Here is a 22,796-nt window from a genome sequence, read left to right as displayed (position 1 = left end):
GTGCGGTGGCGGCGTGAGCGCGGGAGGTGGCACCAGGGCGATCGTCGCGGCGCTGCTGGCCAACCTGGGCATCGCGGTGACGAAGTTCATCGCGTGGGCCCTGTCCGGCTCGTCGTCGATGCTGGCCGAGGCGATCCACTCGGTCGCCGACTCGGGCAACCAGATCCTGCTGCTGTTCGGCGGCCGCCGGGCCCAGCGGGAGGCGACGCCGCTGCACCCGTTCGGCTTCGGCCGGGAGCGGTACATCTACGCGTTCATCGTGTCGATCGTCCTGTTCAGCGTGGGTGGCCTGTTCGCCCTGTACGAGGCGTGGCACAAGTTCCAGCACCCGACGCCGATCACCGCGTGGAAGTGGCTGCCGGTGACGGTGCTGCTGGTCGCGATCGTCCTGGAGTCCTTCTCGTTCCGCACCGCGATCGTCGAGTCGAACGCGGTGCGCGGCAAGGCGAGCTGGAAGGAGTTCATCCGGCGGGCCAAGGCCCCGGAGCTTCCGGTGATCCTGCTGGAGGACCTGGGCGCGCTGGTGGGCCTGGTCTTCGCGCTGATCGGCGTGAGCATGACGCTGATCACGGGCAGCGGCTACTGGGACGCCGCGGGCACCATGATGATCGGCTTGTTGCTGGTGGTCATCGCGGTGGTGCTGGCGCTGGAGACGAAGAGCCTGCTGCTCGGCGAGTCGGCAACCGACGAGCACGTCAAGGCGATCGCCGCCGCCATCGCGAACGGGCCCGAGGTGGAGCGTGTGATCCACATGCGCACCATGCACCTCGGCCCGGAGGAGCTGCTGGTAGCCGCTAAGATCGCAGTCCGGCACGACGAGACCGCGGACGAGGTGGCCAAGGGCATCGACGCCGCCGAGGCACGGATCCGCGAGGCCGTGCCCATCGCCAAGGTCATCTACCTCGAGCCGGACATCTATTACCAGAAGGGCTGAGCGCGTGCGCCGACTCCACAACCGTATCCGGCCCTATGCGTGGGGCTCGCGCGAGGTGATCGCGCGGGTGCAGGGCCGGCAGGTGCCCAGCGAAGGCCCCGAGGCCGAGCTGTGGATCGGCGCCCATCCCGACTGCTCCTCCCTGGTGGACGACGTGCCACTGGTCGACGTGATCGCGTCGGCGCCGGGCGACCTGCTCGGCGCCGACGCGCTCGACCGTTTCGGCGTGCGTCTGCCGTACCTGCTCAAGCTGCTCGCGGCCGAGCGCGCGCTGTCGCTGCAGGCCCATCCCGACGCGCGGCAGGCGGCCGACGGCTACGCGGCCGAGGACGCCGCAGGCGTGCCGCGCGGCGCCGCCCACCGCAGCTACGTCGACGCCAACCACAAGCCCGAACTGCTGGTGGCGTACACCGAGTTCGAGGCGCTCTGCGGGTTCCGGCCGGCGGCCGAGTCGGCGGAGCTGCTCGACGCGCTCGGCGTCATGGCGCTCAAGCCGGTGGTCGGCGCGCTGGCGGCGGGTGACCTGCGGGAGGCCGTTCGCGCGCTGCTCAGCTGGCCCGCGGCCACTCGTGCGGACCTGGTCGACCAGGCGGTGGCGGCGTCCGGGAACCTGCCGGACGGCCCGGCCGGCGGCGGGCCGCGCGGCCTGGTGCGGCTGCTGGCGCACGACTACCCCGGCGACGTCGGCGTGCTGGTCGCGCTGCTGCTCAACCACGTGGTGCTGGCCCCGGGCCAGGGCATCTGGATGCCCGCGGGCAACCTGCACGGCTACCTGCGCGGGGCCGGGGTCGAGGTCATGGCGGCCAGCGACAACGTGCTGCGCGGCGGGCTGACCCCCAAGCACGTGAACGTCCCGGAGCTGCTGCGGGTGCTGCGTTTCGAACCGCTGCCGGACCCGGTGCGCGACCCGGAGCCGGTGGCGCCGGGCGTGGACACCTGGTCCGTGCCGGTGGACGACTTCCGGCTGCACCGCATCCGGCTGGCCGGTGGCGAGGCGGCGCTGGACCCGGCGGGCCCGCGCACCACGCTGTGCCTGGCGGGGTCGGTGAGTGTCGGCGACAACTCGGGTGCGGCCCTGCTCGGCAGCGGCGAGGCCGCGTTCGGCGCCGCGGACGGCGGAAAGATGATCTTCTCGGGCACCGGAGAGGTGTATCTCGCATCGCTCTGATGCGGGCCGTCCTCTCCACAACGGACGCGGGCCTGACCGGTTGAAAATGAACCCCATTTCTCAACCGGTCAGGCCTTTTCGTGTATCCAGAAGGTCAGCGCGACACGGCGATGCGGACGACCTGAGGGTTCTGCTTGACACTGGAAGAGCGGAGTGTAGCCTTTTACTCACGCAGCGTTATCGGGATCATTCAGTCCGAGCCACGCGCGGGGGAACCAAACCGGGGGGAGTGTGGCCCGGTTCCTGAGGCGGAGGGTCCGTCCGGGAACCGGGCCACACGTATGGCCCCTGCCGACCCGCCGCCGGGAGGCGTTCGCGTCCCCGGGAGCGCGGAGAAGTAGGCTGTATCACGCACTGGTCAGCCGACCGATTGGGAGTTCATCTATGGCCCGCACCCTTGCCCCCGGCGACTTCAAGGTCGCCGATCTTTCCCTCGCGGCGTTCGGCCGCAAGGAGATCCAGCTCGCCGAGCACGAGATGCCCGGCCTGATGGCGGTACGCCGTGAGTTCGCCGCCGCCCAGCCGCTGGCGGGGGCGCGCATCGCCGGCTCGCTGCACATGACCGTGCAGACCGCGGTGCTGATCGAGACGCTGGTCGACCTGGGCGCCGACGTGCGCTGGGCCAGCTGCAACATCTTCTCCACGCAGGACCACGCCGCCGCCGCGATCGCGGTCGGCCGCGAGGGCACCGTCGACGCTCCCGCGGGCGTGCCGGTCTTCGCCTGGAAGGGCGAGACGCTCGAGGAGTACTGGTGGTGCACCGAGCAGATCCTGCAGTGGCCGGCCGGCGAGGGCCCGAACATGATCCTCGACGACGGCGGTGACGCCACCCTGCTCGTGCACAAGGGCGCGGAGTTCGAGGCGGCCGGCGCGGTGCCGTCGCCCGAGACCGCCGACTCCGAGGAGTACGCGATCATCCTCGGCGTGCTGCAGCGCTCGCTGGTCGAGGACGCCAAGCGCTGGACCACGATCGCGGCCGGCATCAAGGGCGTGACCGAGGAGACCACCACCGGCGTGCACCGCCTCTACGAGATGCAGCAGACCGGCTCACTGCTCTTCCCGGCGATCAACGTCAACGACTCGGTCACCAAGAGCAAGTTCGACAACAAGTACGGCTGCCGCCACTCGCTGATCGACGGCATCAACCGTGCCACCGACGTGCTGATCGGCGGCAAGGTCGCGGTCGTGGCCGGCTACGGCGACGTGGGCAAGGGCTGCGCGGAGTCGCTGCGCGGCCAGGGCGCCCGCGTCATCGTCACCGAGATCGACCCGATCTGCGCGCTGCAGGCGGCGATGGACGGCTACCAGGTCGCCACCCTGGAGGACGTGGTCGCCACAGCGGACATCTTCATCACCGCCACCGGCTGCAAGGACGTCATCACCGGCGAGCAGATGAGCCGGATGAAGCACCAGGCCATCGTCGGCAACATCGGCCACTTCGACAACGAGATCGACATGGCGGGGCTGGCGAAGACCCCGGGTGTCGAGCGGATCAACATCAAGCCGCAGGTGGACGAGTGGCGCTTCGCCGACGGCCACTCGATCATCGTGCTGTCCGAGGGCCGGCTGCTGAACCTGGGCAACGCCACCGGGCACCCGTCGTTCGTGATGAGCAACAGCTTCACCAACCAGGTCCTGGCGCAGATCGAGCTGTTCACCAAGCTCGACCAGTACCCGATCGGCGTCTACACGCTGTCCAAGGAGCTGGACGAGAAGGTGGCCCGGCTGCACCTGGACGCGCTCGGCGTCCGGCTGACCGAGCTGACCAAGTCGCAGGCCGACTACATGGGCATCCCGGTCGAGGGGCCGTACAAGTCGGAGCACTACCGGTACTGAACCGGGATCGGCGGAAACGGAGGAAGGGCGCCCGAGCGGGCGCCCTTCCTCCTGTTCTGGACCCGATCCAATGAAGTGACGGGGATCGACTTCTCAGGTAAGGGCCACCTACGCTAAGGTACGCCTCGCCTTACTAAGGCAAGGCTGGTCTATTAGCTGAGGTGGTGCCATGGACGCCAACGTCTTCCTTCCCACGTTCCTGATCGGGTTGCGGGAGGGCCTGGAGGCGACGCTGGTCGTCACCATCCTGGTGGCGTTCCTGGTCAAGACCGATCGCCGGGACCGGCTGCGTTTCGTCTGGCTCGGCGTCGCCGTGGCCGCGGCGCTGTCCGTGGGCTTCGCGGCGGTGCTGCAGTACACCAGCGCGCACCTGGAATTCGAGCGGCAGGAGCTGTTCGAGGCGATCACCTCGATCCTGGCCGTGGTCTTCGTCACCTGGATGATTTTCTGGATGCGCCGGGCCGCCCGCTCCATCTCCGGTGAGCTGCGGGCCAGACTCGACGCCGCCATCGCGCTCGGCCCGCTGGCCGTCGTCGTCACCGCCTTCCTCGCCGTCGCGCGGGAGGGGCTGGAGACCTCGCTGATCTTCTTCGCGACGGTGCAGGGCGCCACCTCGACCTGGTCGGTGGTCGCGATCCTGGCCGGCATCGCCACCTCGGTCGCGCTGGGCTTCCTGATGTACCGCAGTGCGCTGCGGATCAACCTGACCCGCTTCTTCACCTGGACCGGTGTGCTGCTGGTGCTGGTGGCCGCGGGCATCCTCAAGTACGGCGTGCACGACCTGCTGGAGGCGGGTGTGCTGCCCGGGCTGAACACTCTCGCGTTCGACATCTCCGCGACCCTGCCGCCCACGACCTGGTACGCCGAACTGCTGCGCGGCACGTTCAACTTCACGCCCGCGCCGACCGTGCTGGAGACCGTCGCGTGGGTCGCGTACGCGGTGCCGGTGCTCGTGCTCTTCCTGCTGCCGCACCGGCCGGCGACGCCGTCGGCCGCCCCTGCTCCCACCCCCGCGCCGGTCGCCACCGGCAGCGACCGCTGACACCACACCTCGAAAACCAGGAGTCACCCATGCGCAAGCTCTCCGTGCTCACGGCCACCGCCGTGCTCGGCCTGGGCATGTCCGCCTGCACCACCGACCCGGAGCCGGCGGCCTCCGGCGACACCACCGGCCCGATCGCGGTCAAGGCGACCGACGCGACGTGCGAGGTCGGCCGGGCCGAGACGGCGGCCGGCACGGTCACGTTCACGATCGCCAACGGCGGCGCGAAGGTCACCGAGTTCTACGTCTACGCCGCGGGCGACCGGGTGATGGGCGAGGTCGAGAACATCGCGCCGGGGCTGACCCGGGAGTTGAAGGTCGAGCTCGCCGCCGGCACGTACGAGACCGCCTGCAAGCCGGGCATGATCGGCAAGGGCATCCGGGGCGCGTTCAAGGTCACCGGTTCGGCCGCGCCGCTGACCGCCGACGCGAAGCTGGCCGAGGCCACCGCGAACTACCAGCGCTACATCCAGAGCCAGACCGCCGCGCTGCTGCCCAAGACCGAGGAGTTCGTCGCCGCGATCAAGGCCGGTGACGCCGAGAAGGCCAAGGCGCTGTTCCCGGTCGCGCGCACCTACTGGGAGCGGATCGAGCCCGTCGCGGAGATCTTCGGCGACCTGGATCCGAAGATCGACGGCCGGGCCGAGGTGATCGAGGAGGGCATGGCCTTCACCGGTTTCCACCGCCTGGAGCAGGACCTGTGGGAGAAGAAGGACATCAGCAAGTCCGGGCCGATCGCCGACCAGCTGCTGGTCGACGTGAAGGAGATCGTGGCCAAGGCCAACGCGGAGAAGCTGTCGCCGCTGCAGCTGGCCAACGGGGCCAAGGAGCTGCTGGACGAGGTCGCCTCCGGGAAGATCACCGGCGAGGAGGACCGCTACTCGCACACCGACCTGTGGGACTTCGCCGCCAACGTCGAGGGCTCCAAGGCGTCCGTGCAGGCGCTGCGCCCGACCCTGGAGGAGCGCGCGCCGGAGCTGGTCACCGCCCTGGACACCGCGTTCGCGAACGTGGAGACCGCGCTGGGCAAGCACCGCGCCGGTGACGGCTGGAAGCTGCACAACCAGCTCACCCAGCCCGAGCTCAAGGAGCTCAGCGACGTGATCAACGCGCTCGCCGAGCCGATCAGCAAGGTCGCCGCGGTCGTCGCCAAGTAGTCGCCGGCCGGTCCGGCAGACCCCCGATGGGCGGGTCTGCCGGACCGGTGCCGGACCCGAGGAGAGGTGGAGCAGATGGTTTCGCGACGGGTCGCCCTGACCGCGGCCGGTGTCGGCATCGCGGGCGTGGCGGGCGCCGCCGCCGTCGGCGCGGCGATGATGGACGACCAGCGGTCGCCGGCGTCGGCCTCGCCCGGCGACGCGGTGGCGTTCTTCGGCGAGCACCAGGCGGGCATCGTCACGCCCGCGCAGGACCGGCTGCACTTCGCGGCCTTCGACGTGATCACCAAGGACCGCGCGAAGCTGGTCGAGATGCTGCGCGAGTGGACCGCCGCGGCCGCCCGGATGACCCAGGGCCGCGACGCGGGCCTGCTCGGCGCGGTGGGCGGCCAGGCCGAAGCGCCGCCGGACGACACCGGCGAAGCCCTCGGGCTGCCCGCCTCCGGGCTCACCCTCACCATCGGCTTCGGCCGCACCCTGTTCCGCGACGCGGCAGGCGCCGACCGGTTCGGCATCGCCGACCGCCTGCCGGCCGCGCTGGAGGCGCTGCCGCACTTCCCGGGCGACGCGCTGCGGCCCGAGATCAGCGACGGTGACCTGTGCGTGCAGGCCTGCGCCAACGACCCCCAGGTCGCCGTGCACGCGATCCGCAACCTGGCCCGCATCGGGTTCGGTGTGGTCTCCATCCGCTACTCCCAGCTCGGCTTCGGGCGCACCTCCAGCACCTCACGCGAGCAGGCCACCGCCCGCAACCTGATGGGGTTCAAGGACGGCACCCGCAACCTCAAGCTGGAAGACACCGACCTGCTGCGCGAGCAGCTGTGGGCCCGCGCCGAGGACGGCGCGGCCTGGATGGCCGGCGGCAGCTACCTGGTCACCCGGCGCATCCGGATGACCGTCGAGACCTGGGACCGCACCCCGCTGGCCGAGCAGGAGGCGATCTTCGGCCGGGACAAGGGCGAGGGCGCGCCACTCGGGCAGGCCAAGGAGTTCGACGAGCCCGACTTCGCCGCCAAGGGCGCCGACGGCGAGCCCGTCATCGCCAAGGAGGCCCACATCCGGCTGGCCCACCCCGACTTCAACAACGGGGCGCACCTGCTGCGCCGGGGATACAACTTCGTCGACGGCTCCGACGGCCTCGGCCGCCTCGACGCGGGGCTGTTCTTCATCGCCTACCAGCGCGACCCCCGCAAGCAGTTCGTGCCGGTGCAGCGCAGCCTGGCCCGGTCCGACATCCTCAACGAGTACATCCGGCACGTCTCCAGCGGCCTGTGGGCCTGCCCGCCCGGCGTCACCGGCGACGGCGACCACTGGGGCCGGGCGCTGTTCGCCTGACCCGAGCGCAGCAGAGACCGAGGCTCCGCCCCGCCGTGCGAACGGCCGGTCGGAGCCTCGGTTCGGTGGGGCCGGTGCGCAGCCTCCGGCAGCGCGAGATGTTCGCCGGTGCGGCGGGATCAGGCCGGGGCGGCCGGTCGCAGCGACCGCAGGTCTGCGGCCGGGCCGCCCGGCTGGCCGGGGAGGAACGGCGTCGGCTCGCCCGGCGCGGCGCCGGCGGGCGCCGGGGCGGGCACGGGCGCGAAGAGCTCCGGCCACAGCATGGCGTGGCTGGCGCGGTCCCGGGCCAGGCGCTGGGACGCGCGGCGGTGTCGCTCGCCGATGACACCGGCCAGGTATGCCCAGCCGGGGGTGTCGGGCGGGGGAGCCGGGGTGACACAGGCGGCGATCTCGGTGGCCAGGGCATGGCCGAGCCGGGTGCGGTAGGGCTCGCTGAGCCCGCGGCTGCGGGCCAGGAAGTGGCGTGCCGCCAGCGCCAGCTCGTCGTCGAGGCCGGTCAGGTCGAGGGTCGACGCCCAGCGCGCCAGCGGCGGCGGGGTCGTCGGGACCCAGCCCCAGCCCTGCGGAGTGCGGTCGTGGATGACGATGGTGCCCGCGACGACGTCGGCCAGGCGCTTGCCGCGTGGCGAGCCGGTCAGCACGACCAGGCTCACCGCCCAGTTGACGATCAGCAGCAGGCCCGGCCACTCCAGGGTCGCCCCGACCAGCGCACGGGTCAGCGACTGGCGCAGCGTGATCGGGCCGCCGTCGTCGCGTACCACACGCAGGCCCATCGCGAGCTTGCCCAGCGACCGGCCCCGGGTCAGCACCAGCAGCAGCGTCGGGTAGCCCACGGTCGTCAGGACCAGGGCGATGATGTACGACGCCTGGGAGCTGGCCGCGTCGCCGAGCCCGGTGATGCCGAAGAACGCCACCAGGACCAGCACCAGCAGGAAGAACACCATGACCTGCGCGACGATGTCGATCAGCAGGGCGGGCACCCGCGAGCCTGCCCGGGCCAGCCGGACCTCCAGGTGCACTGCCTCGCCGCTGACCAGCCCGGCCGTGCTCTCCGCCGTATCCCGCCCCTGCCGCATCGGCACAGTGAATCACAGGACCGCGCCCCGCGACCGTCCCCGCTAGGCTGCCGGTCGGCGCACAACGGGTGAGAGGACGAACGGGTGGACCTGGACGCGTACGTGGCCGAGCATCGCGGCGAGTGGCGGCGCCTGGAGGTGCTGAGCCGGCGACGCAAGCCCACCGCGGCCGAGGCCGACGAGATGGTGCTGCTCTACCAGCGGGTCGCCACCCACCTGTCCGTGGTGCGCAGCCGCACCCCCGATCCGGCGCTGGTGGCCGAGCTGTCCCGGCTGGTGCTGTCGGCCCGTGCGGCGATCACCGGGGCGCAGCCGGTGGACTGGCAGCGGGTGCCGCGTTTCCTCGCCCACGACCTGCCGCTCGCCATCTACCAGGCACGCCGCTGGTGGATCAGCGCCGCGGTCTGCTTCCTGCTGGTGGCCTCGGCGGTCGCGGCCTGGGTCATTCAGGACCCCACCCTGCCGCGCGCCTTCGGGATGAGCGAAGCCGACATCGACAGCCTGGTCCACCACGATTTCGAGGACTACTACAGCGAGCACTTCGCGCCCAACTTCGGCCTGCTGGTGTGGACCAACAACGCCTGGATCGCGGCGCAGAGCCTGGCCGCGGGGGTGCTGCTGCTGCCCGTGGCGTTGATCCTGTGGGAGAACGCGCTGAGCATCGGGCTGACCGGCGGCCTGATGATCGGGCACGGCCGGGCCGACGTCTTCTTCGGCCTGATCGCCCCGCACGGCCTGCTGGAACTGACCGCCATCTTCGTGGCCGCCGGCATCGGGCTGCGGGTCGGCTGGTCGTGGGTGGTGCCGGAGCCGCTGCTGACCCGCGGGCAGTCGCTGGCCGCGGCCGCGCGGCAGGGCATCGTCGGCGCGGTCGGGCTGGTCGGCGTGCTCGCCGTGGCCGGGCTGCTGGAGGCGTTCGTGACGCCGTCGTTCCTGCCCCTGCTCGTGCGGGACGCGATCGGCGTGCTGGTGTGGACCGCCTTCCTGGCGTACGTCTTCGTGCTGGGCCGCCGAGCCGAGCGCGCGAGGGAACCCGAGCTCGCCGCCGACGGGAGCGGCCGCCCGGTGCCGTCCCGAAGTGCAGCGCGGGGATGACACCGGGCAAGGCCGCGGTGGCGGGCGGGCATGACGCTGCCGGCGGTCAGAGTCGGCCGGTGGCCTTCAGGGCGAGGTAGGCGTCGGTGACCTGGCTGGCGAACGTGTCCGCCGGGAAGTCGAGCACCTCCACGCCGTGCCGGGCCAGCGCGCCGCTCAGCTTCTCGCGTTCGGCCAGCGCGCGGGTGCCCGCTGCCGCGGCGTAGACGTCGTTCGCACCGTGCAGCGGTGTCGCGGCCAAGGCCGCCAGGGCCGGGTCGTGCACGGCGGCGATGAGCACCCGGTGCCGGGCGGCCAGCCGGGGCAGCACCGGCAGCAGGCCCTCGCCGAGCGCCCCCGGCTCCAGCGCGGTGAAGACCACCACCAGCGAGCGCTTGCGCTCCCGGCGCAGCACCTCGCTGGTGATCAGCTCGAAGTCGGTCTCCACCATCGCGGGCTGCAGCGGGGCCACCGCGTTGATCAGGCGGGGCAGGGTGGCCCGGCCGTGCGAGCCGGCCACCACCGCGCGCACCCGGTGGTCGGCCGCGATCAGGTCGACCTGGTCGCCGGCCTCCTGCGCGACCGCGGCCAGCAGCAGCGCGGCGTCCATGGCGGCGTCGAGGCGGGGCTCGTCGCCGACCCGCACCGCGCTGGTGCGGCCCGTGTCCAGCACGCACACGATGCGCCGCGAGCGCTCGGGCCGCCAGGTGCGCACCATGACGTCGCGCCGCCGGGCGGTGGCCCGCCAGTCGATCGAGCGCACGTCGTCGCCGGGCACGTACTCGCGGAGCACGTCGAACTCGGTGCCCTGGCCACGGCCCCGGATCGCGGTCGCGCCCTCGACGGTGCGCAGCCGGGCCAGCTTCTCCGGCAGGTGCTTGCGGGACGTGAACCGGGGGAGCACCCGCAGCGTCCACGGCGGCCGGTGGTGGGCCTGGCGCACGGCCAGCCCGAGCGGGCCGTGACTGCGTACGGTGACCCGCTCGGCGGCCCGGTCGCCGCGCCGGGTGGGCGTCAGCGTGGTGGTCAGGGTCGCCGCGTCGCCCGCGGCCAGGGCTACCCGGTGGGCGTACGGCCGCGCCCCGGCCGAGGGCACCCAGGCGTCGCGGACCAGCAGCCGGGCGTCGGCGCCGGCGCGGTTGGCCACGGTCAGCACGGCCTCGACGTCCTCGCCGAGCCGCACCACGGCGCCGGTCGACTCGCGCCGGACGGTGACCCGGCGCGGGTCGGCGGCCAGCGCCCAGTCGGCGAGCACGGCCGCCGCGACGAGCGCGAGCAGCACGCCGCACAGTGCCCACGGCGGGATGCCGTACAGCGCGGACAGCCCGCCGACGACCGGCGCGCACAGCGCGACCAGCAGGGCGGCACGAGCGGTGGGCACGACGCGCTACCGCGGGGTGGGCACGGAGGCGAGCACGGAGTCGAGGACCGACTCGGCGGTGACCCCCTCCAGCTCGGCCTCGGGCGTCAGCCGCAGCCGGTGGCGCAGCGTGGGCCGCGCCATCACCTTGACGTCGTCCGGGGTCACGTGGTCGCGCCCGCCCAGCCAGGCCCACGCCTTCGCGGTGGCCAGCAGCGAGGTCGCGCCGCGCGGCGACGCGCCCAGCTCCACCGACGGGGTGGCCCGGGTGGCCCGGCACACGTCCACGATGTATCCGAGCACCGGCTCGGTCACGGTGACCCGGCCGACCGCCTCGCGGGCCGCGGCGAGCTCCATCGGCCCGGCGACCGCCTTGATGCCGACCGCGCCGAGGTCGCGCGGGTCGAAGCCGGCGTGGTGCGCGCGCAGCACGCCCAGCTCCTCGTCGCGGGCGGGCAGCGGCACGGTCAGCTTCAGCAGGAAGCGGTCCACCTGCGCCTCGGGCAGGGGGTAGGTGCCCTCGTGCTCGATCGGGTTCTGCGTCGCGGCGACCAGGAACGGCTCGGGCAGCGGGCGGGTCACCCCGTCGGCGGACACCTGGCGCTCCTCCATCACCTCCAGCAGCGACGACTGGGTCTTCGGCGGCGTCCGGTTGATCTCGTCGGCCAGCAGCACGTTGGTGAAGACCGGGCCGGGCCGGAACTGGAACTCGGCGCTGCGCGGGTCGTAGACCACCGAGCCGGTCACGTCGCCGGGCATCAGGTCCGGGGTGAACTGGATGCGCTTCATCTCCAGGTCCAGGGCCGCGCCGAGGCTGCGTACGAGCAGGGTCTTGGCCACCCCGGGCGGGCCCTCCAGCAGCACGTGCCCGCGGCACAGCAGCGCGATGACCAGCCCGGCGACGACGCCGTCCTGGCCGACCACCGCCTTGGCCACCTCCGCGCGCAGCCGGCCGAGGACGCTGTGGACGGGCTCAGCGCGGGCGGGTTCGGCGGTATCGGTAGTCGACGGCTCGGTCACCGGTGCTCTCCTTCGTTGACAGGTCGTGCGGTCACGTGTTCGACCAGGCGCCGCAGCTCCACGGCACGGTCGTGCAGCTCCTGGTCGGTCTGCGGCGGCGGCCCGTAGAGGATCTCGCCGAGGCGACGCGGGTCGTCACCGGTGCGGGCCTGCAGCGCCGGCAGCAGCGTCTCCGGGCCGGTGGCGGCGGGCAGGTCCAGCGCCACGGCGAGCCTGCGCCGGGCGGTGGCGCGCAGCGTCTCCAGCGCCGGGCCGCGGGCCCGGACCCGCCGGTAGAGCCGGCCCCGTCCGGCGGCGGTCTCCGCGCCGGGCACCTCCACCGGCAGCGCCTCCGGCACGGGCGGGCCCAGCCGGCGACCGCGCGCCAGCATGACCGTCAGCGTCGCGGCCAGCAGCGTCAGCACCACCCAGAACAGCCAGTCCGGGAACGGGCTCGGCCCCCCGGCGGGTTTGGCGTCGTTGCGGCTGGGCGGGTCATAGTCGTCCCGGACCACCGGTGACTTCGACGGCTGCGGCGGGACCGGCTCCCGCTCGTGCAGGTCCAGCCAGATCAGGGTGCTCTTCGCACTGAGCAGGTCGAGGGCGAGCGCGGCGTTGTCGTGCTCGGCGGCGCGCTCCGCCCGGAACGGGTCGGCGCTGCCGACCAGCACGAACTCCTTGCCGTGCTCGAACACCCGGACCAACCCGCCGTCGTAGCAGCTCTCGACGACGGCCCTGGCGTCCTCCAGCCGTCCGTAGCGGGTGCGCACCACCGCGGCGGGCCCGGCCTCGGTCAGCCCGCAGTCCGCGCCGCGGGCGGCCACGCCGGTCGCCCAGCGCCGCCCGGTCGCCCCGACCGCGTCGACGGCTGCGGTGACCTGGGCGGCGTCCGGCTCGACCAGCACCACCCGAACGCGGTCGGGCAGCCAGCGCAGCCAGTCGAGCTGGCCGCGGTAGAGGAATCCGGGGCTGGGCACGAACAGCGTCGCGTCGCCGCGGGTCGGTCCGAGTGCCTCGAACGCGTCGTCGCTGTCGGTGAAGGTACGGATCGTCACGCCCCGGGCACGCAGCCGCTCGGCCAGCCCGGCCGCGCCGTCGGGGCCGGCACCGGCGGGGGCCAGGTACGCCGGATCGGACGGCGACGGCTCCTCGACCATGTGCGCGGTCACCGAGTACGTGATCAGCGCGAGCACCGGCAGGATCGGCAGCACCAGCCGCCACCGCCGGCGGCGCTGTGTTGGGCTCGTCATCGCCCACCTCGCACCAGTTCGTGCACGGTGGCCAGGTGGCCCCGCATCTGCTCGTCGTCCCCGGCGGTCGCCGGACGCTGGGCGTACCAGATGCCGGAGAAGATCCCCGTCGCGCCCTGCACGGCGGGCCCCAGCTCGGGGCGGGCTCCACCGGCGGCGCGGGCCAGCTCGGTCACCGTCCAGCCGGGCACGTGCTCGACCACGCCCCGGTCGACGAGCTCGCGCACCATGGCGCGCAGCCGTTCGCGGACCGCCTCGGCCCAGCGGCCCTCCGCCGCGTACCGGTCGGCCTGGGAGAGATAGACCTCCGGGGCCAGCGCGGGCAGTTCCTCGGCTGCGGGGTCGTCCTCGTCCGCGGCGGGCCGGTCATCGGCAGGCTCGACGTCACGAGCCGGCTCGCCGGCCGACCGGGTCCGGCGCACCCGCCAGCGCGTGGGCAGCCAGGCCGGGAAGGTGTACCACAGCACCCCGGCGATGGCCGCCAGCAGCAGGAGCAGGAACGCGGCCAGCCCGAACGGGATGACGTCGTCGAAGACCGCGACCGTCTCGTTCCACCATCGCATCAGCGGGCCGCCAGCATCTCGGCGCCGGGCTCGCGGTGCCGGGCGGCGCCGGTGAGCCAGAGGTCGAGGCCCTCCAGGCGCACCCGCGACTCGATCAGCAGCGCCGCGTCCAGCGCCGCCAGGCTCGCGTACGCCAGCGCGTTGGCCGCGACGATCATCGGCACCAGCAGCCACTCCGCGGTGTCTCCGGGCAGCTCCAGATAACTCACCCCGGCGAGCAGGCCGAGGTAGAAGGCGAAGCGGATGAGCAGCCAGGAGAAATAGCCGACGACCCGGACGGCGGCGCCGCGCATACCGCCGCGCAGGGCCAGCCCGGCCGCCCGCTTGAGCGCGCTGACCGGACCGCGACGCTCGATCGTCACCGCGACCGCGGCCAGCCCGAACAGCGGATACCCGAGCAGCCAGACCGGGCCGAGGAACGCCCCGAGCGCGGCGGGCACCGCCGCGACCAGGCCTACCAGGGCCGTCGCCTCGACCTCCCGCAGCCGGTCACGCCACCCCGGCCGGGGTGCCGGCCGGCCGGTGACGGCCGAGACGGCGGCCCGGCCCGCCACCGGCCCGAGCCAGCTGATGATCAAGGCTTCGAGCCCCGCGCCGATCGCCAGCAGCACCCAGTAGCCGCCGCTGAGGCCGGCCGGGCCGTCGCCGAGGCGGATGTCCAGAGTGAGCCGGCCCGGCACCAGCACCGCCTGCTCCAGCAGCGCGAGCCCCGCGGCGGTCGCCAGCAGCGGGACGGCGCGGCGGCGGACCAGCTCGGAAGCCGTGTCCAGCAGCTCGCCCAAGGTGAGCGGGCGCAGCGGCAGCGCCGCGTCACGCGGCAGCCGGCGCGCGGCCGAGGGCGTGGCGCGTTCCAATCGTCGCTCCGAGGGGTGTCGGCGAAACGGAGCCGGTCCCGCGGCGTGGCGCATGCCGGGGAAGAGCCGTGTTCCGGGGGTGGCGGAGGCCGCCGCCATCCTGGCACGGCGTGGCCATATACGTGGCCCCTACCCTGGCCGATCGGACGAGATCGGTGAAGCGGGTTCGTGTCTCGGCGGGTGGGATGGGATATTGGACGGCATGAGCGAGCCGATGATGCCGAGGTTTACCGCATGAGGGCGCGTGTCCTGGTGGTGGACGACGATCCCGCGCTCGCCGAGATGCTCGGCATCGTGCTGCGCAGCGAGGGGTTCGTGCCCGCCTTCGTGGCCGACGGCGAGCGGGCCCTGGCCGCCTTCCGCGAGGCGCGCCCCGACGTGGTGCTGCTGGACCTGATGCTGCCCGGCATGAGCGGGCTGGACGTGTGCCGCGCCATCCGGGCCGAGTCCGGCGTGCCGATCGTGATGCTGACCGCCAAGAGCGACACCGTCGACGTGGTGCTCGGCCTGGAGTCCGGCGCCGACGACTACGTGGTCAAGCCGTTCAAGCCCAAGGAGCTGGTGGCCCGGGTGCGGGCGCGGCTGCGCCGCGGCGAGGACGTGACCCCCGAGCTGCTGACCATCGGGCCGCCGGACAACCAGATCATCATCGACGTGCCCGCGCACACGGTGACCCGCAACGGGGCCGAGGTGAAGCTGACCCCGCTGGAGTTCGACCTGCTGGTCGCGCTGGCCCGCAAGCCGCGCCAGGTGTTCACCCGCGAGGTGCTGCTGGAGCAGGTCTGGGGCTACCGCCACTCGGCGGACACCCGGCTGGTGAACGTGCACGTGCAGCGCCTGCGCGCCAAGATCGAACCGGACCCCGAGCGGCCGGAGATCATCTTGACCGTGCGCGGCGTGGGTTACAAGGCCGGCACCAGCTAACCTTGACCGACCGTGACCACCCCCACCCCCACCCCGTTTGAGCTGCCCGAACCCCGCGAGCCGGAGGAACACGGGCAGCCTTCGGGCGTGCCCGGACGCGCCGCCCAGGCCCGCGCCACGCTCAAGCGGCTGGTCAAGAAGGCGGCTCGGGTGCCGGCGCTGCGCCCCACCGCCCGGCGCCTCGCGCCCGGCGTGCGCCAGGCGCGCCGGATCTGGCGGCGCTCGCTGCAGCTGCGCATGGTCACCATCACCCTGCTGTGCTCCAGCCTGCTGGTCGGCGGCTTCGGCTACCTGATCGCCAAGAGCAGCACCGACCGGCTGCTGGCCGGGGCCGAGCAGGACGCGCGACGGCAGGTCATGAGCGGCGTGAAGATCGCCGAGCAGCAGCTGAGCGCCATCCCGAACCCGGAGAGCCCGGACACCCCGGGCAACGTGATCAGGTTGCTCAGCTCGCTGACCGGAGGTCAGGAGGGTGTCGTGGTGACCATGCGGTTCACGCGGGTGACCACCGCCTCGGCGCTGAGCAGCACGGGATCGGCCTGGCCGCAGGGTCTCGACCTGCGGCCGGCGATCACCAGGGAGCTCGAGCGCGAGGTCACCAGCCCGCCCGGATACCGGTCGTTCCAGTACGTCAGCGCGAACCTCGGCGACGGCACGCACACCTACCTGGTATGGGGCTCCAGCGTGCCCACCCCGCAGTGGCGGCTGGACGGCGCGGTGGAGCTGTACTACCTCTTCCCGGTGGACACCGAGGTCGAGGTGGCCAAGGACATCAGGTCGACGGTCATCTTCGTCGGCGTGGCACTGGTGCTGCTGCTCGGCGTGGTCACCGCGCTGGTCACCCGGGCGACGGTCAGTCCCGTCCGGGTCGCGGCCCGCACCGCGCAGCGCCTGTCGGCGGGTCTGCTCGACCAGCGCATGGTCGTCGACGGCGAGGACGAGATGGCGCTGCTCGCCGACGCCTTCAACCAGATGGCGGCCAACCTGCAGCGCCAGATCGTGCGGCTCGAGGAGATGTCCCGGCTGCAGCGCCGCTTCACCTCGGACGTGTCCCACGAGCTGCGGACGCCGCTCACCACCGTGCGGATGGCGGCCGACCTGCTCTACGCGCAGCGCGAGGACTTCGACCCGGCGTCGGCGCGCAGCGCCGAACTGCTGCAGGCCGAGCTCGACCGGTTCGAGGAGCTGCTCACCGACCTGCTGGAGATCAGCCGCTTCGACGCGGGGTTCGCCATGCTCGACTCCGAGCCGACCGACCTGATCACCGTGGTGCGCCGGGTGACCGAGCGGCTGGAGCCGGTCGCGGACCGGGTCGGCATCAACCTGGAGCTGGTCTCCCCGGACCCGCCGGTCATCGCCGAGATCGACCCCCGCCGGGTCGAGCGCATCCTGCGCAACCTGGTGGGCAACGCCGTCGACCACGGCGAGGGCCGCCCGGTGACGGTGACCCTGGGCGTCGACGCGCGGGCGATCGCGATCACGGTACGAGACCACGGGGTGGGCCTGAAGCCGGGCGAGGAGAAGCTGGTCTTCAACCGCTTCTGGCGGGCCGACCCGTCGCGGGCCCGGCAGACCGGCGGCACCGGGCTGGGCCTGTCCATCAGCCTGGAAGACGCTCGGCTGCACGGCGGCTGGCTGGAGGCCTGGGGATCGCCCGGGCAGGGCGCGCAGTTCCGGCTGACCCTGCCGGTGCGGGCGGGCGGGCGGTTGTCCGGCTCGCCGCTGCCGCTGATCCCCGCCGACGTGACGGTGGTCCGGCAGCACGGGAACGCTGCGGAGGTGCCGGTATGAGACGGACGATGAGCGCGCTGCTCGCCGCGGCAACCGCGGTGGCCCTGGCCGGGTGCGGGATAGGCGTGCGAGACGACGTCGTGCGAGACGGGCTGGGGCCGTCCGCCGGCCCTGAGCTGACCTCCCCCGACGGCGTGAAGCCGCCGCCCTGGACCAGGGATGTGACCGAGCCTACCGACCTGGTTGCGAACTTCCTGTTGGCGGCCGCGGGGGATCACGGCGGCGCCCACGAGACGATCATGGCGACGGCGGAGCAGTACATCGCCCCCGACGAGCGGGCCGAGTGGAACCCGGGCTCCAACGTCGTGCTGGTCGAGGTGGGGTCGATGACGCGGGAGGGCGACAAGGTCGACGTGCCGGTGCGCCGCCTCGGCGTGCTGACGCCCGAGGGCCAGGTGCTGCCGTACGACGGCAAGGAGCGCGGTCTCTACACGTTCAAGTACGGCCGGGCTGCCGGCGGGGGTCTGGTGCTGACCGACCTGCCGCAGGAGCTGCTGCTCAACGTGGACCAGCTGGAGACGTACTACCTGCGGCTGCCCATCTACTTCTGGAACACCGACAACACCTCGCTCGTGCCCGATCTGCGCTACCTGCCCCGCGCAGTGCCGCAGGAGCAGGTCAACAACCGGCTGTTCGACTGGTTGGTGAAGGGGCCGTCCGCCTGGCTGTCCGACGCCGTGGAGCGGCTGCCGGATGACGCCGGAAGACGGGGCAGCATCGTCGAGAACGCCAACCAGATCACGGTCAACCTGGGTGCGCTCGCCGACGCGGCGGTGCGGGACCGGCTCGCGGCGCAGCTGTACTGGACGCTGTGGCCCGAGGGCGAGCAGCGACTGCAGTTGCAGCTGGAGGGGCGGGATGTCACGACGGACTACCAGTTCCCTGACAAGAACCTGGCCGCGTCGCTGTCGAGCGCACGCGAACCCAACAGGTACGCCGTGGTGGACGGCGTGCTCACCCGCGTCGTGCGCAAGGGCGAAGCGCACCCGCCGCCGCTGCAGGACGTGCTGCCCGCGGCCGTCAACAGCGAGTTGGTCTCCGCGGCGGTGGCCAAGGACGAGACCGCGTTCGCGCTGGTCCGCCGGAGCGGCAAGGGCAAGCAGGAGCTGTACATCGGCCCGCGCAGCGCGCCGCGGGACAAGTCCACCACCAACGACACGGCTGCCAAGCCGACGATCCACAGCGCCGGGCTGACCGGCGACTCGATCTCCCGCCCGATCTGGCTGGACCGGGCGGGCACCACCGCCCTGGTGCTGCACGACGGGAAGCTTTCGGTGGTGCTGGTGCACGGCACCAGACCGACCAGCGTGGACACCACGGAGGCCGCGTTCGGGAAGATCACCGGGGTGACCGTCGCGCCCGACGGGCGCCGGATGGCGCTGGTGATCGGCGGCGACCTCTACGTCGCCCCCTTGCTGCGGTCGAAAGCCAAGCAGAACGCGTTCAAGGTGGGCAAGCCGCGCAAGCTGGCGACCAGCCTGGCCGGCCGGTTGCGCGAGGTGGCGTTCCTGCGCGAGGACACGGTCGTCGTCAGCACGTCCGGCGACGTGGCCACGCTGGCGTACGTGACCGTCGACGGCGCGATCGAGGTCACCTACCCGACCGGCCAGAAAGCCGCCCTCACCAACCTCACCGCGTATGTCGGCAACGCAGGCCGGACCGTGACCAGTGGAAACGTCCTGCTCGACGTCGACAACGAGGCGACCAAGGCGTACATCGGGACCCTCGACCCGCTGATCAAGGAGTCGCTGCTGCTGCTCCCGCCGCCGCCGTCGCCCAGCCCGAGCCCGTCCTCGTCGGGCCCACCGCAACCGCCGGTGGAGCCCACCGTCACGGCAGCCTGCTTCGAGGGCTGAGCGGTGGCGGTCGGTGCGCTCTGGCAGGCGCTGGCCGATCTCGTGCTGCCCGCGTCGTGCGCCGGCTGCGGCGGCTCGGGGCCGACGCTGCGCCACGAGGTCTGCGCGGACTGCGCCCGCGCGGTCGAGTCGCTGCGGGCCGCGCCGACCCGCCCCGATCCGGCCCCGCCCGGCCTGCCTGCGTGCGTGGCGCTCGGTGCGTACGACGGCCCGCTGCGGGAGCTGATCCTCGCGTACAAGGAGCGGGGCCGACACCGGCTGGCCGGGCCCCTGGGCGCGCTGCTCGCCGAGGCGGTCGCGGCGACGGCGGACCCGCGGCGGCCCCTGCTGCTGCTCTACGTGCCGGACACGGCCGCGGCGGCCCGCGCCCGGCACGGCGACCACATGCGCGGGCTGGCCCGTGCCGCGGCGCACCGGCTGCGCGAGGCCGGTCGGCAGGCCGCCGTCGCCGCCCCGCTGCGGGCGCTGCCGAAGGCCGACTCGGCGCACCTGTCGTCGGCGCAGCGGGCCGCGAGCGCGGCGGGCGCCTTCGCGCTGCGGCATGGGGCGGTGGAGCGGGCCCGGCGCGCCGCGCCCGGGTCCGTGACGGTGCTGCTGGACGACATCGTGACCACCGGTGCGACGTTGGCGGCCGCGTCGGTGCTGCTGGGGAGCGCGGGGATGCGCGTCGATGCGTGCGTGGCGCTGGCCGCGACACGCCGGTACCTGTCACAACGCGCAATATGGCCGTAATCTTCGGATAATGGCTGGATCGATGCTGGGTGACGGCTCCGTGACGCGCGGTACCGAAAGGGCGAATCTCGTCAAAACAGTCTTGGTACAAGGGATGACGAGTGGCTGACAAGAGGCTAGCGTCAGAAGCCAACCACCTGATGGAGGTCACCGCTCGGCGGTGAACGAGAGCGTCGGAAGGGGCTTACAGAAGTGCGCCCCGGACACCAGTTGCCGGGGTGTTCCGCACTCGGACAGACCGTGGGAGGTCAGGCGTGGACATCGAGGTCAAGGGTCGTAATGTCGAAGTTCCGGATCATTTCCGGGTTCATGTGGCAGACAAGCTGCAAAAAGTTGAGCGTTACGACCAGAAGATCATTGAATTCGACGTCGAGCTAATCCACGAGCGCAACCCGCGCCAAGCCGATTCCTGCCAGCACATCGAGATCACCTGCGTCACCCGCGGCCCCGTGATCCGCGCCACCGGCGCCGCCAGCGACTTCTACTCCGCACTGGACGAGGCCGTCGAGCGGCTCGACCGCCGCCTGCGCAAGGCCGCTGACCGCCGCCGGGTGCACCGCGGCCGTCGCGCCCCGGTCTCCGTCGCCGAGGCCACCGCCAACCTGGCCCTGTTCGAACCCCCCATGGGCGGCACCGCCACCGCCACGCTCGCGCGCTCCGCCAACGGCGCGGGCGGACCGATGGACGCCCTGGAGGACCAGGACCAGCCGTGGCACATCGTGCGGGAGAAGGAGTTCTCCGGTGAACCGATGACAGTCGACGACGCCCTGTACCAGATGGAGCTGGTCGGGCACGACTTCTACCTGTTCCACGACAAGGACAGCGGCCGGCCCTGTGTCGTCTACCGCCGCAAGGCGTACGACTACGGACTTCTGACGCTGGCCTGGTGAACCGATAGGCAGGTGTCGGCCTGTCCCGTCCGGTGAGGACGGGACAGGCCGATCTTCGTGTCAGCGGAACTTCTCGGCGATCCGCACGTACTGGATGTCGTCGACGCGCGTGCCGTCCTGCGCGGGCAGCCGTGCCTTGAGCGTCCCCTCCAGCTCGAACCCGGCCCGCTCCAGCACCCGCCGCGACGCCTCGTTGTAGGGGAACGTCCCGGCGACCACGCGCACCACGCCGGCCCGCTCCATCGCCCAGTCGCTGAGCAGCCGGGCGGCGCCGGTGGCGAAGCCCCGGCCGCGGAATTCCGGGCGGAGCGCGTAGCCGAGGATCGCCTGCTGCAGGAAACGCTCGTGGTAGTACAGGCCGATCTCGCCGGCGAACGCGCCGCTCTCGGCGTCCAGGACGACGCAGGTGGCGCGGTTGCCCGCCAGCCAGTCGGCCTCGGCGCAGGCGCAGCGTTCGCGCACCCCGTCCAGGGTGGTCGGGCCGCCGACGTTGCTGCGGGCCACCTCCGGCAACTGCGCCAGCGCGAAGTAATCCTCGGCGTCGGCCGCGGCGATCCGGCGCAGCCGCACCCGCCCGTCGGTCAGCTCGCCGCCGGGGAAGTCGGGCAGGCCGGGCGGCACCGGACCGGCCGGGTCGCTCGCCAGCCGGACGAACGCCACGTAGTCGCCGTGGGAGCCGTCGCGGCGGGTGGACGCGCCCCGGCGTACGCCCTCGCGGGTGAAGCCCGCCGCCAGCGCGACCCGCTGGCTGGCCGCGTTGTCGGGAACCGTGAACAGCTCCATGCGGATCATGCCCAGCGTGCCGAAGGCCCAGTCGGTGATGGCCCGGGTCGCCGCCGTGGCCACGCCCCGGCGGCGCGCCCACGGCGCGACCCAGTAGCCGAGCTCGGCCTGGCGGCGGTCCTGCTGCAGGTGGCTCAACCCGGCCCCGCCCAGCACCTCGTCGGTGGCCGGGTCGACGACCGCCCAGGACGCCCCGCCGGTCTGCCAGGACTCCGGCGAACCCTCGGTGATCCACCACCGCGCGTGCTCCATCGTGTACGGCGTCGGCATCTGCGCCATGAAGTGCGCCGTCACCGGGTCGTCGCAGGCCGCGCGCAGTTGCTCGGCGTCACGCAGCCGCCACGGCCGCAGCCGCACCGTGCCGCCGTCGAGCATGAACGGCTCGCGAGACTTGGTCATGCCTCCTCCTCGCTGCGCTCGTCGGCGGCATCCCCGAGCCCGCTGATTCGCTCGCTCCGCTCGTCGGCGGCATCCCCGAGCCCGCTGATTCGCTCGCTGCGCTCGTTCATGCCTTCTCCTCGCTGCCGCTCAAATCCTCCCGGACCAGGGCCGCGGTCCAGGCGTCGCGGCGCTCGCCGCGGTGGGCGCAGCCGCTGCGCTGTACGCCCTCGTAGGTGAAGCCCGCCCGCTCGGCGACCCGTCGCGAGCCGTCGTTGCCGACGTGCGCCTTCCACTCCACGCGGGCCAGGCCGAGCTCGCGGATGCCCCACTCGGCGACGGCGCGCAGCGCCGCGCTCATGTAGCCGTGGCCGCGGGCGTGCGGCGCGGTGAGGAAGCCGATGTCGGCGACCTGCGGATCGCCGGAGACGCGCAGGTCGATCTGGCCCACGTAGGCGTCGTCGGCGTCGGCGAGCACGAACGCCGCGCCCTGCCTGCGCTCCCACCAGCCGGGGGCGTAGCCGGTCACCCACCCGACCGCCTTCTCTGGGTCGTAGTCGAGCGGCACCGTGGTCCAGCGCCGGGACTCCGGGTCGGTGCAGGCGATCAGGATGCCGGGCGCGTCGTCGAGCCGGGCCGGGCGCAAGGTGAGCGGGGCGCCCCGGTCCGTGACGGTGTGCAGGACCGGCTGGGGGTTGTCGTACGGGTCGGTCATGGCCCTACCCTGGCACACCGCCCCGCAGGTCGGCACGCCGATAACGCCGGGCGGCGGCCGAGCGCGGCCGAGGCCGTGA

20 protein-coding genes are annotated in these 22,796 nt (G+C 72.9%); 12 read left to right on the top strand and 8 right to left on the bottom strand.

Annotated features, from left to right (window positions below):
• The first annotated feature begins 13 nt into the window (after positions 1-13).
• From HAV39_RS37515 to efeB, 6 genes are all read left to right on the top strand, one after another.
• Positions 14-934, top strand: coding sequence for a cation diffusion facilitator family transporter (locus HAV39_RS37515; protein ID WP_191843902.1), 921 nt, complete (start codon positions 14-16; stop codon positions 932-934).
• A 4-nt stretch (positions 935-938) separates the two neighbouring features.
• Positions 939-2,102, top strand: coding sequence for a mannose-6-phosphate isomerase, class I (gene manA, locus HAV39_RS37510; RefSeq protein WP_191843901.1), 1,164 nt, complete (start codon positions 939-941; stop codon positions 2,100-2,102).
• 384 nt (positions 2,103-2,486) lie between these two features.
• Entirely contained in the window at positions 2,487-3,938 is a 1,452-nt protein-coding gene (gene ahcY, locus HAV39_RS37505; protein WP_191843900.1) for an adenosylhomocysteinase, read from the top strand.
• Positions 3,939-4,107: 169 nt separating this feature from the next.
• A complete protein-coding gene (efeU, locus tag HAV39_RS37500; protein ID WP_191843899.1) occupies positions 4,108-4,980 on the top strand; it encodes an iron uptake transporter permease EfeU in 873 nt (290 codons plus the stop codon).
• A gap of 29 nt (positions 4,981-5,009) precedes the next feature.
• The gene (efeO, locus tag HAV39_RS37495) at positions 5,010-6,137 is read left to right on the top strand and encodes an iron uptake system protein EfeO (protein WP_191843898.1); all 1,128 of its coding nucleotides are present in this window, start codon (positions 5,010-5,012) and stop codon (positions 6,135-6,137) included.
• A 75-nt stretch (positions 6,138-6,212) separates the two neighbouring features.
• Positions 6,213-7,472, top strand: a complete 1,260-nt coding sequence (efeB, locus tag HAV39_RS37490) for an iron uptake transporter deferrochelatase/peroxidase subunit (protein ID WP_191843897.1) — start codon at positions 6,213-6,215, stop codon at positions 7,470-7,472.
• 119 nt (positions 7,473-7,591) lie between these two features.
• Here the strand turns inward: efeB and HAV39_RS37485 are convergent, their stop codons facing one another.
• Positions 7,592-8,548 (bottom strand): RDD family protein, encoded by a 957-nt coding sequence (locus HAV39_RS37485; protein WP_191843896.1) that lies wholly within the window; start codon positions 8,546-8,548, stop codon positions 7,592-7,594.
• Positions 8,549-8,632: 84 nt separating this feature from the next.
• Here HAV39_RS37485 and HAV39_RS37480 point away from each other — a divergent pair, with 84 nt between their 5' ends.
• Entirely contained in the window at positions 8,633-9,643 is a 1,011-nt protein-coding gene (locus tag HAV39_RS37480) for a stage II sporulation protein M (RefSeq protein ID WP_191843895.1), read from the top strand.
• 46 nt (positions 9,644-9,689) lie between these two features.
• On the opposite strand, the gene HAV39_RS37475 is transcribed toward HAV39_RS37480, so the two are convergent.
• From HAV39_RS37475 to HAV39_RS37455, 5 genes are read right to left on the bottom strand one after another with little or no spacing between them, the layout of a single operon-like run.
• Positions 9,690-11,003, bottom strand: coding sequence for a DUF58 domain-containing protein (locus HAV39_RS37475; protein WP_191843894.1), 1,314 nt, complete (start codon positions 11,001-11,003; stop codon positions 9,690-9,692).
• A 6-nt stretch (positions 11,004-11,009) separates the two neighbouring features.
• Positions 11,010-12,002, bottom strand: a complete 993-nt coding sequence (locus HAV39_RS37470) for an AAA family ATPase (RefSeq protein ID WP_191843893.1) — start codon at positions 12,000-12,002, stop codon at positions 11,010-11,012.
• Positions 11,999-13,231 (bottom strand): DUF4350 domain-containing protein, encoded by a 1,233-nt coding sequence (locus HAV39_RS37465; RefSeq protein WP_191843892.1) that lies wholly within the window; start codon positions 13,229-13,231, stop codon positions 11,999-12,001. The genes HAV39_RS37470 and HAV39_RS37465 overlap by 4 nt, the downstream gene beginning before the upstream one ends.
• A complete protein-coding gene (locus tag HAV39_RS37460; protein ID WP_239120848.1) occupies positions 13,228-13,794 on the bottom strand; it encodes a DUF4129 domain-containing protein in 567 nt (188 codons plus the stop codon). Before HAV39_RS37460 ends, HAV39_RS37465 begins: the two co-directional genes overlap by 4 nt.
• Positions 13,794-14,648 carry a hypothetical protein gene (locus HAV39_RS37455; RefSeq protein WP_191843891.1) on the bottom strand — a complete coding sequence of 285 codons (855 nt, stop codon included), beginning with the start codon at positions 14,646-14,648 and terminating at the stop codon, positions 13,794-13,796. The genes HAV39_RS37460 and HAV39_RS37455 overlap by 1 nt, the downstream gene beginning before the upstream one ends.
• A 234-nt stretch (positions 14,649-14,882) precedes the next feature.
• Between HAV39_RS37455 and mtrA the strand changes: the two genes are divergently transcribed.
• The 5 genes from mtrA to hpf all read left to right on the top strand — a co-directional run bounded on the left by mtrA (position 14,883) and on the right by hpf (position 20,841).
• A complete protein-coding gene (gene mtrA, locus HAV39_RS37450) occupies positions 14,883-15,572 on the top strand; it encodes an MtrAB system response regulator MtrA (protein ID WP_120316862.1) in 690 nt (229 codons plus the stop codon).
• A 129-nt stretch (positions 15,573-15,701) separates the two neighbouring features.
• On the top strand, positions 15,702-17,363 hold the full coding sequence (mtrB, locus tag HAV39_RS37445; RefSeq protein WP_373311826.1) for an MtrAB system histidine kinase MtrB: 1,662 nt from the start codon (positions 15,702-15,704) through the stop codon (positions 17,361-17,363).
• Positions 17,360-19,219, top strand: a complete 1,860-nt coding sequence (locus tag HAV39_RS37440; protein WP_191843890.1) for an LpqB family beta-propeller domain-containing protein — start codon at positions 17,360-17,362, stop codon at positions 19,217-19,219. Before mtrB ends, HAV39_RS37440 begins: the two co-directional genes overlap by 4 nt.
• Positions 19,220-19,222: 3 nt before the next feature.
• On the top strand, positions 19,223-19,951 hold the full coding sequence (locus HAV39_RS37435) for a ComF family protein (protein WP_191843889.1): 729 nt from the start codon (positions 19,223-19,225) through the stop codon (positions 19,949-19,951).
• Positions 19,952-20,205: 254 nt separating this feature from the next.
• A complete protein-coding gene (gene hpf / locus HAV39_RS37430) occupies positions 20,206-20,841 on the top strand; it encodes a ribosome hibernation-promoting factor, HPF/YfiA family (RefSeq protein ID WP_120316859.1) in 636 nt (211 codons plus the stop codon).
• A gap of 60 nt (positions 20,842-20,901) precedes the next feature.
• Here hpf and HAV39_RS37425 read toward each other — a convergent pair whose 3' ends face one another.
• A complete protein-coding gene (locus tag HAV39_RS37425; protein ID WP_239120849.1) occupies positions 20,902-22,023 on the bottom strand; it encodes a GNAT family N-acetyltransferase in 1,122 nt (373 codons plus the stop codon).
• A gap of 106 nt (positions 22,024-22,129) precedes the next feature.
• The gene (locus HAV39_RS37420; protein ID WP_191843888.1) at positions 22,130-22,717 is read right to left on the bottom strand and encodes a GNAT family N-acetyltransferase; all 588 of its coding nucleotides are present in this window, start codon (positions 22,715-22,717) and stop codon (positions 22,130-22,132) included.
• Positions 22,718-22,796 lie beyond the last annotated feature (79 nt).

It is taken from the genome of Catellatospora chokoriensis, from assembly GCF_011297315.1.
Taxonomy (GTDB): Bacteria; Actinomycetota; Actinomycetes; order Mycobacteriales; family Micromonosporaceae; genus Catellatospora; species Catellatospora citrea.
Note: the sequence above shows the minus strand (reverse complement) of the source record. Positions and strands in the feature narration are given on the sequence as shown.